9 protein-coding genes are annotated in these 8,347 nt (G+C 73.6%); 3 read left to right on the plus strand and 6 right to left on the minus strand.

Going from position 1 to position 8,347, the window contains the following annotated elements:
• Positions 1 to 2: 2 nt before the first annotated feature.
• From ACIBA9_RS37010 to rimP, 3 genes are all read right to left on the minus strand, one after another.
• On the minus strand, positions 3 to 299 hold the full coding sequence (locus ACIBA9_RS37010; RefSeq protein WP_399370003.1) for a YlxR family protein: 297 nt from the start codon (positions 297 to 299) through the stop codon (positions 3 to 5).
• A 91-nt stretch (positions 300 to 390) separates the two neighbouring features.
• Positions 391 to 1,377, minus strand: coding sequence for a transcription termination factor NusA (nusA, locus tag ACIBA9_RS37015; RefSeq protein WP_399370005.1), 987 nt, complete (start codon positions 1,375 to 1,377; stop codon positions 391 to 393).
• A gap of 2 nt (positions 1,378 to 1,379) precedes the next feature.
• Complete coding sequence (gene rimP, locus ACIBA9_RS37020) at positions 1,380 to 1,898, minus strand: ribosome maturation factor RimP (RefSeq protein WP_362164536.1); 519 nt, start codon at positions 1,896 to 1,898, stop codon at positions 1,380 to 1,382.
• 217 nt (positions 1,899 to 2,115) lie between these two features.
• Here rimP and ACIBA9_RS37025 point away from each other — a divergent pair, with 217 nt between their 5' ends.
• The 3 genes from ACIBA9_RS37025 (at position 2,116) to ACIBA9_RS37035 (ending at position 4,151) form a co-directional block, all read left to right on the plus strand.
• On the plus strand, positions 2,116 to 2,613 hold the full coding sequence (locus ACIBA9_RS37025) for a hypothetical protein (protein WP_393901491.1): 498 nt from the start codon (positions 2,116 to 2,118) through the stop codon (positions 2,611 to 2,613).
• Positions 2,610 to 3,116, plus strand: coding sequence for a ferritin-like domain-containing protein (locus ACIBA9_RS37030; RefSeq protein ID WP_399370007.1), 507 nt, complete (start codon positions 2,610 to 2,612; stop codon positions 3,114 to 3,116). The genes ACIBA9_RS37025 and ACIBA9_RS37030 overlap by 4 nt, the downstream gene beginning before the upstream one ends.
• A gap of 126 nt (positions 3,117 to 3,242) precedes the next feature.
• A complete protein-coding gene (locus tag ACIBA9_RS37035; RefSeq protein ID WP_399370009.1) occupies positions 3,243 to 4,151 on the plus strand; it encodes an aminoglycoside phosphotransferase family protein in 909 nt (302 codons plus the stop codon).
• Positions 4,152 to 4,334: 183 nt separating this feature from the next.
• Here ACIBA9_RS37035 and ACIBA9_RS37040 read toward each other — a convergent pair whose 3' ends face one another.
• The 3 genes from ACIBA9_RS37040 to ACIBA9_RS37050 all read right to left on the minus strand — a co-directional run bounded on the left by ACIBA9_RS37040 (position 4,335) and on the right by ACIBA9_RS37050 (position 7,567).
• Positions 4,335 to 6,041, minus strand: a complete 1,707-nt coding sequence (locus tag ACIBA9_RS37040; protein ID WP_399370011.1) for a proline--tRNA ligase — start codon at positions 6,039 to 6,041, stop codon at positions 4,335 to 4,337.
• 126 nt (positions 6,042 to 6,167) lie between these two features.
• Positions 6,168 to 6,698 carry a GNAT family N-acetyltransferase gene (locus ACIBA9_RS37045; protein ID WP_399370013.1) on the minus strand — a complete coding sequence of 177 codons (531 nt, stop codon included), beginning with the start codon at positions 6,696 to 6,698 and terminating at the stop codon, positions 6,168 to 6,170.
• Between the two features lie 20 nt (positions 6,699 to 6,718).
• Entirely contained in the window at positions 6,719 to 7,567 is an 849-nt protein-coding gene (locus tag ACIBA9_RS37050) for a GNAT family N-acetyltransferase (protein ID WP_362164547.1), read from the minus strand.
• Between the last annotated feature and the right edge of the window lie 780 nt (positions 7,568 to 8,347).

Raw genomic sequence — 8,347 nt, forward strand, 5'->3', positions numbered from 1 at the left:
TCTTACGGTGTTGCCTGCTCGGCAACTCTTGTCTGCTCGACGTATCGGCGCAACGCCTTTGTGTCGAGCGCTCCCGGGACGCGCAGTGCCCGCGGGAACGCCCGGCGGCGAACCGCCAGGTCGAGACAGACCAGGGCGGGGTGCACATAGGCACCCCGGCCGGGCAGCGTACCGCGAGGATCAGGGACGCACGCGTCCTCGATTCTCACGATCCGCAGGAGATCGTTCTTGGCCGCCCGCTCCCGGCACCCCACACAGGTACGTTCAGGGCATGCTCGGTCGTGCGTCCGGCCAGACACGGCTAAGTCTACCTCCCCGCATCGACCCCACCCCTTCGGGGGTAAGGATCGAACGGTTGTTGTCGTAAAGGGAGCGGCTCGCGGCCGGGATCTATTCCCCCGCCTGCTCCGTGTCCGGCCGGATGTCGATCCGCCAGCCGGTGAGGCGGGCGGCGAGCCGGGCGTTCTGCCCTTCCTTGCCGATCGCGAGCGAGAGCTGGTAGTCCGGCACGGTCACCCGGGCGGAGCGGGCGGACAGGTCGACGACCTCCACCTTGTTCACCCGAGCGGGTGACAGCGCGTTCGCCACCATCTCGGCCGGATCATCCGACCAGTCGACGATGTCGATCTTCTCGCCGTTCAGTTCGCCCATCACATTGCGCACCCGGCCGCCCATGGGACCGATGCAGGCTCCCTTGGCGTTCAGACCCGAACGGGTGGACCGGACGGCGATCTTCGTACGGTGACCGGCCTCGCGGGCGATCGCGGCGATCTCGACCGAGCCGTCGGCGATCTCCGGCACCTCCAGGGCGAAGAGCTTCCTCACCAGGTTGGGGTGCGTACGCGAGAGGGTCACCGAGGGACCGCGCACGCCCTTGGCGACGCGGACGACGTAACTGCGCAGCCGCATGCCGTGCTGGTAGGCCTCGCCGGGCACCTGCTCCTGGACGGGCAGGATGGCCTCGAGCTTGCCGATGTCCACGAGCACGTTCTTCGGGTCGCGGCCCTGCTGGACCACGCCGGTGACGATGTCGCCCTCGCGGCCGGCGTACTCGCCGAGCGTCGCGTCGTCCTCGGCGTCGCGCAGCCGCTGCAGGATCACCTGCTTGGCGGTGGTGGCGGCGATACGGCCGAACCCGGAGGGGGTGTCGTCGAACTCGCGGGCCTCCTGGCCCTCCTCGAGGTCCTCGGGGTCCTCCTTCGCCCACACGGTCACGTGCCCGGTCTGCCGGTTGAGCTCCACGCGCGCGTGCCGACGGCTTCCCTCGGTGCGGTGGTAGGCGATGAGGAGGGCCGACTCGATCGCTTCGACCAGCAGGTCGAAGGAGATCTCCTTCTCCCGGACCAAGCCCCGCAGGGCGCTCATGTCGATATCCACGGCTATGCCTCCTCCTCTTCCTTCATGTCCTTCTCGTCCTTCTTGTCCTTGCGGTTGAACTCGACCTGCACGCGCGCCCGGTCGATCTCCGGGAAGCCGAGCCTGCGGGTGGTGGCCTTGCGGCCCTTCACCCCGGGCACCTCGACGTCGAGGCCCTCGTCGTCGACGGTGAGGATGCGCGCGACCAGTTCGCCGCCCTCGGTCAGCTGGAACCGTACGAGGCGGTCGGTGGCGCGCACGAAGTGCCGGTGCTCGGTGAGGAGGCGCTCGGCGCCGGGGGTGCCGACCTCCAGGTCGTAGGCGTCGTCGCCCATCGCGTTGGTCTCGTCCAGAGTCGCCGAGAGCGCGCGGCTCACATCGGCGATCGCGTCCAGATCGGCTCCGGTGTCGGAGTCGACCACCACACGCAGCACCCGCTTGCGTCCGACCGAGTCCACGGCGATCTCTTCGAGATCCAGCCCCTGGGAGGTGACGAGCGGTTCCAGCAGCTCTCGCAGCCTCTCGCTCTGGGTGGTGCTCATCCGGGTGACTCCTCGGCCGCGTGTGCTGTTGTGGGATGGGTCGCGTGTCTGGTCAAAGGGTATCCGGTCGCAGGGTGTGTTGCCGTCCACCTGTGTACGAGCGGTGCCGGTGAGTGGCGTGCGAGGAGTGCGCGGGTACGGTGATCACGAGCGTGCCGCCCGAAGCCGTTCTTCCCCTGCCGCCTTCCCTGGCCACGAGTCCCCGAGGACGTCCGCAGTGCCGTACCCCTCACCTGAGCGCGCCCCCTCGGGGCCGCGCAGACGATCCCTGCTCGCCTCGGCCGCCGGTGCCGCCCTGCTGGTGGGCTGCTCGGCCGGTCCGGACTCCGGCGGCGACGGTCCCTCGGCCACCGCCGAGGCACGCGCGCGTGCGGCCCGGGACAGCCGGGGCCTGCTGGAGCACTACGACGCGGCGCTCACGGCACACCCCGACCTGGCCGGTCGGCTCCGCCCGCTGCGCGACCAGGTCGCGGCACACGTCAAGGCGTTCGGGGACGGTACGACGCCCACGCCGGCCCGGTCCTCGACCTCCCCGAGCCCGGCCCCGGCCACCGCGAAGGACGCCGTCGCCGGGCTGGCCGGCGCCGAGCGCGCCCTCGCCGACCGGCGCGCCAAGGACCTGCTGACGGCTCCGGGCGAGGTGGCCCGGCTGCTGGCGTCGGTCGCGGCGGCCGGGGCGGCGCACGCGTATCTGCTGACGGAGGCGGCGAAGTGAGCGAGCAGGCGAGCCCGGACGAGCTGACCGCGCTGCAGGCGGCGCTGGCGGCCGAGCACGCGGCGGTGTACGGGTACGGCGTCGTCGGCGGCCGGATCGGCGAGCGCGACCGCGGCCAGGCGAAGGCGGCGTACGACGCGCACCGGGCACGGCGGGACGCGCTGGTGCGCGAGGTGCGCTCGCTGGGCGGCGAGCCGGTCGCCTCGAGCGCCGGCTACGCGCTGCCGTTCCCGGTGGCCGACAGGGCCTCGGCGGTGCGGTTGGCCGCCGGCCTCGAGGAGCGGGTGGCCGGGGTGTACGCGGACCTGGTGCGGGCCGCCAGGGGCGCGCGACGCGCCTCGGCGGCGGCGGCACTGCGGGAGGCAGCGGTGCGCGCGGTGCGCTGGAGCGGGGAGAGCGTAGCCTTCCCTGGGCTTGCCGAGCGGATCCCCGGCGGGGGATCCGGTGCCGCCGGCGCACCCCCTACGGCCTCCGCCTCGGCGTCGCGCCAGGCGACCCGGTGACCCCGAGGCCCCTCAGGGGCCCCGGGGCCCCCGGGGCCCCCGGGGCGCGATGACGGGGCTCGCGGCCGGAGCCGTACGACAGGGCCCGTGACGGCGGGGCCGGGACAGGAAGGGAACGACTCGCGCATGGTTTTCGAACCGCCGCGGCGCCTGGTACGGGCGCTCGGAGAGACCGCACCGGCCGGGGACGACTGGCTGGCGCGGTTGCCCGAGGCGGCCGAGCGGGCCGTCGCCCGGCGCGGGTCGACCGTCGAGCGGGTCCAGGAGCCCGGTGGCCGCAGCAGCCTGGTGGTGCTGGTCCGGCAGGCGGACGACACCTCGGCGGTGCTGAAGCTGGCTCCGCCGCGGGCTCGGCCGGAGAGCGAGCGGGCGGCGCTGGCGCACTGGGCGGGCCGGGGCGCCGTACAGCTGCTGGAGACGGAGCCGGAGGACGCCGCGGAGGGCGTGCTGCTGCTGGAGCGGCTGCATCCGGACGTGTCGGTGCGCACGCTGCCGGAGGCGAAGGCGCTGCTGGAGGCGGCGGGGACGCTGCGCAGGCTGTGGGTGGCGCCGCCGGCCGGTCACGCCTTCGAGACCGTCGCACAGCGCACCGGCCGGCAGGCGGCGGCCATGCGGGCGGGCGCCGAGGCGGAGCCGGAGTCGGCACCGCTGGTCGACGCGGCGCTGGCGGCCCGCGAGGAGCTGCTGTCCACCCCGGTCGAGGACCGGCTGCTGCACGGCACGTTCCGGCAGAGCAAGGTGCTCGCGGGCAAGCGGCTGCCGTGGCTCGCGGTGGGCCCTGACCCGGTGGTGGGCGATCCGTCCTTCGACCTGGCGCGGCTGGTACGGGACCGGGTGGAGGACATGATCGCCACCTCGTCCGGCCCGTCGACCACACGGCGCCGCGTCAAGCGGCTCGCGGAGTCACTGGAAGTGGACCAGGAGCGGCTGCGCGGCTGGACACTGTTCCGCGCGGTGGAGTCCGGCGTACGAGCCCTGCGCGTCGGCCGCCCCAAGGACGCCGAGCTGCTCCTGGAGTTCGCGGGCTGGCTGTGACGGCCCCCGCCGGTCCGCCCGGGGCCCCTCTGAGGGGTCCGGGCGGTTGTAGCGGAGGGCGGGGTCGGGCCGCCCGGCCCTTCGGGGTCGGTTGGCCGAAGGGGCGGGCGTGGGCCCCGGCGGCCTCGGCGTCGTACGAGGGGGCCTCGGAGGACGGCTGCCGGGGCTCGGGTGGGGCGGGGCCTACTCGGCCGTCAGGCGGGTGATCGCTTCCTCGACGGTCAGTTCCTCGCGCTCACCGGTCTTGCGGTCCTTCAGCTCCAGCACGCCCTCGGCGGAGCGGCGGCCGGCCACCAGGATCTGCGGCACGCCGATCAGCTCGGCGTCGGTGAACTTGACGCCCGGGGAGACCCCGGCCCGGTCGTCCACCAGGACGCGGACGCCCGCGGCGGCCAGCTTCCCGGCGACGTCGAGCGCCAGCTCGGTCTGCAGGGCCTTGCCGGCGGCGACGACGTGCACATCGGCCGGGGCGACCTCCTTGGACCACACCAGGCCTTTGTCGTCGGCGGTCTGCTCGGCGAGCGCGGCGACGGCACGGGAGACGCCGATGCCGTAGGAGCCCATGGTGACTCGGACCGGCTTGCCGTTCTGGCCGAGGACGTCGAGCTTGAGGGCGTCGGTGTACTTGCGGCCGAGCTGGAAGATGTGGCCGATCTCGATGGCGCGGTCCAGCTTCAGGCCGGTGCCGCACCGGGGGCAGGGGTCGCCGTCCCGCACCACGACGACGTCCACGTACGCGTCGACCTCGAAGTCACGGCCGGCCACCACGTTCCTGGCGTGCGTGTGCTCCTTGTTGGCACCGGTGATCCAGGAGGTGCCGGGGGCCACGCGCGGGTCGGCGATGTAGGTGACCTTCTCCCCCAGGCCCTGCGGGCCGACGTAGCCGCGGACCAGGTCGGGGCGGCCGACGAAGTCCTCGGCGGTGACCAGCTCCACGGGGGCCGGGGCGAAGTGCGCCTCCACCTTGTCCAGGTCGACCTCACGGTCACCGGGCACACCCACGGCGACGATCTCGCCGTCCACCTTCACCAGCAGGTTCTTCAGCGTGGCGGAGGCCGGGACGCCGAGGGAGGCGGCGAGGGTCTCGATGGTCGGGGTGTCGGGGGTGGGGATCTCCTCGAGCGCGGGCAGCGCGGAGCCGTCGACCGGCTTCAGCTCGTAGGTGATCGCCTCGGTGTTGGCGGCGAAGTCGCAGTTCGGGCAGTCCGCGAAGGTGTCCTCGCCGGCCTCGGCGGGGGCGAGGAACTCCTCGGACTTCGAGCCGCCCATCGCGCCGGCGGTGGCGGCGCAGATGCGGTAGTCCAGGCCGAGGCGCTCGAAGACCCGCTGGTAGGCCTGGCGGTGCAGCGCGTAGGAGTGGGCGAGGCCCTCGTCCTCCACGTCGAAGGAGTACGAGTCCTTCATCAGGAACTCGCGGCCGCGCAGGATGCCGGCGCGGGGGCGGGCCTCGTCGCGGAACTTGGTCTGGATCTGGTACAGGATCACCGGCAGGTCCTTGTAGGACGAGCACTGGTCCTTGACCAGCAGGGTGAAGATCTCCTCGTGGGTGGGGCCGAGGAGGTAGTCGCCGCCCTTGCGGTCCTTGAGCCGGAACAGCTCCTGGCCGTACTCGTCCCAGCGGCCGGTGGCCTCGTAGGGCTCGCGGGGCAGCAGCGCGGGCAGCGACACCTCCTGGGCACCGATGGCGTCCATCTCCTCGCGGACGATCCGCTCCACGTTGGCCAGGACCTTCTTGCCGAGGGGCAGCCAGGACCAGATGCCGGCGGCGGTGCGGCGGACGTAACCGGCGCGGACGAGCAGCTTGTGGCTGAGGACCTCGGCGTCGGCCGGGTCGTCGCGCAGCGTCTTCGCCATCAACTGGGACATGCGCTGGACCTGTGCGTTCGCCATGGTTCTCGTACTCCTGCCGGATGGTGGTCCCCCGCTCCAGCGCAGCCCAGAGTGGGGAAGGGTGATGGCACAGGAGGTTAGCCGGGCAGGCTGTGCCGGTGGAAATCGGTTACGGGGCGAGCGGCCCTACGCGCGGCGCAGGGGCAGCGGGGCGCCCATCACGGCGTACGGCCGCTGCGCGCTCGGGAAGTGGACCCGACGGGCGAGGTCGACGTAGCCGAGGGAGTGGTACAGGCCGCGGGCGGGGCTGTCGGTGTCGATCGCGGAGAGGATCGAGCGGGGTTCGGCCGCGGTGTCGGTGATGGCGGTGATCAGGCGCCGGCCGATGCCGCGGTTCTGGTGGGCGGGGTGGACGTGCAGCTCGGTGATGACGAAGGAGTCGTCCAGCCAGGAGTCGTTGCCCTGCGCCCGCAGATAGGGCTCCACGACCGTGGACCACCAGTGCAGACGGGAGTTGGGCATGCCGTAGACGAAGCCGACGAGTTCGCCGCCGACGGTCGCGCCGAGGGCCCTCGCCCCCTTGAGCTGCATGTGGCGCTGGACGATCTGGCGGCGTACCGCCACTTCCTCGGGGCCGAGACCGAACGCGAGGGCTTGGACGGCGAGGGCCTCGTCGACGTGGGCTGCGAGGTCCAGGGGGCCGGTCACGAGGTCCATGCGGGGAGCGTACAGGGGGTTCAGAACAGCACACTCATGAAGGCGCCCACCTCTTGGAACCCGACCCTGAGGTACGTCCGGCGCGCGGCGGTGTTGAAGTCGTTGACGTACAGGCTCACCACCGGCGCCACGTCATCCAGCGCGTACCGCAGGACCGCCGCCATGCCGGGGGCCGCGAGGCCGAGGCCCCGGTACTCGGGGGCCACCCACACGCCCTGGATCTGGCAGGCCTGGGAGGTCGCGGCGCCGATCTCGGCCTTGAAGGCGACCTTGCCGTGCTCGTCGAGGCGGGCGAAGGAGCGGCCGGAGCCGACGAGTTCGGCGACCCGGGCCTGGTACAGCAGGCCGCCGTCACCGGCCATCGGGGAGACGCCGACCTCCTCGGTGAACATCGCCACGCACGCCGGCATGATCGTCTCCATCTCGTCCTTGCGGACGCGGCGGACGTAGGGGTCCGGGGCGATGTCGCCGGGCATGCGGTCGGTGACCATGAGCGGTTGCCGGGCGCGGACGTCGCGGGCGGGGCCCCAGTGGGGTTCCAGCAGGCGCCACAGCTCGGAGGTGGCGCCGGCGGGGCCGACGATGGAGGAGCAGCGGCGGCCGGTCCGGCGGGCCCGGTCGGCGAAGGCGCGCACGGCGCGGGGGGTGGCGCAGATGGGGACCAGGTTGGCGCCGGCGTAGCACAGGGACGTGAGCATGCCGTCCTCGTACCAGCCCCACATCTCGCCGCCGAGCCGCCACGGGTCGAGGCCGGCGATCTGGACCCGGGAGGACACGAAGGCGTTCGCCACGGGCTCGCGGTCGAGGACGGCGAGCGCGGCGTCAAGGTCGCTCGGTTCGAGCACCCGTGATGTGGTCTGGGTCAACACGTGCGGGGCCTCACCCTGGGGTTCTGCTGGTCACGGCACTGTACCTCGGCCGATTGTGACGCGCTTCGCGGCGAGGAAGGGCCTTTTTCCGCACAGCGGAACGGACACGGCACCCCCCGAGTCGACCGGGTCCGGGACAGGTGCCCGTGGAACGCGCTGCCATGCCCGGCACGGGCGACGGCGGGCTCCCGCGGGGAGGTGGGGTGCTCCAGCGGAAGGCGGGGGCGGTGACTTCGGCCGCCGTGACGGGCCCCGGTATGAGCCCGTCCGCCGCGGGCCGGGCCGGCCACCCCAGGCCCGGCGCACGCGCGCCCCCGGGTCCGACGGCGGGCTCCCGCAGGGAGGTGGGGTGCTGCCGCTGAAGGCGGGGGCATGTGACGGGGACCGTGGCTTCGGCCGCCGTGACGGGCCCCGGTATGAGCCCGCCCGCCGCGGGCCGGGCCGGTCACCCCGCGACCGACGCACGGGCGCCCCCGGGTCCGACGGCGGGCTCCGGCGGGGCCACGGGGTGCTCCCGCGGAAGGCGGGGGCGGGCGACGGCGGCGAGGGCTTCGGTCGCCGTGACGGGCCTCGACATGAGCCCACCGGCCGCGGGCCGGTCACCCCGGACCCCATGCACGGGCGCCCCCGGGGCCGACGGCGGTCTCCCGCAGGGAGGTGGGGTGCTCCCGCGGAAGGCGGGGGCCGTGGCTTCGGCCGCCGTGACGGGCCCCGGTATGAGCCCGCCCGCCGCGGGCCGGGCCGGTCACCCCGCGACCGACGCACGGGCGCCCCCGGGTG

The sequence above is a fragment of the Streptomyces sp. NPDC051452 genome (assembly GCF_044454765.1).
GTDB lineage: Bacteria > Actinomycetota > Actinomycetes > Streptomycetales > Streptomycetaceae > Streptomyces.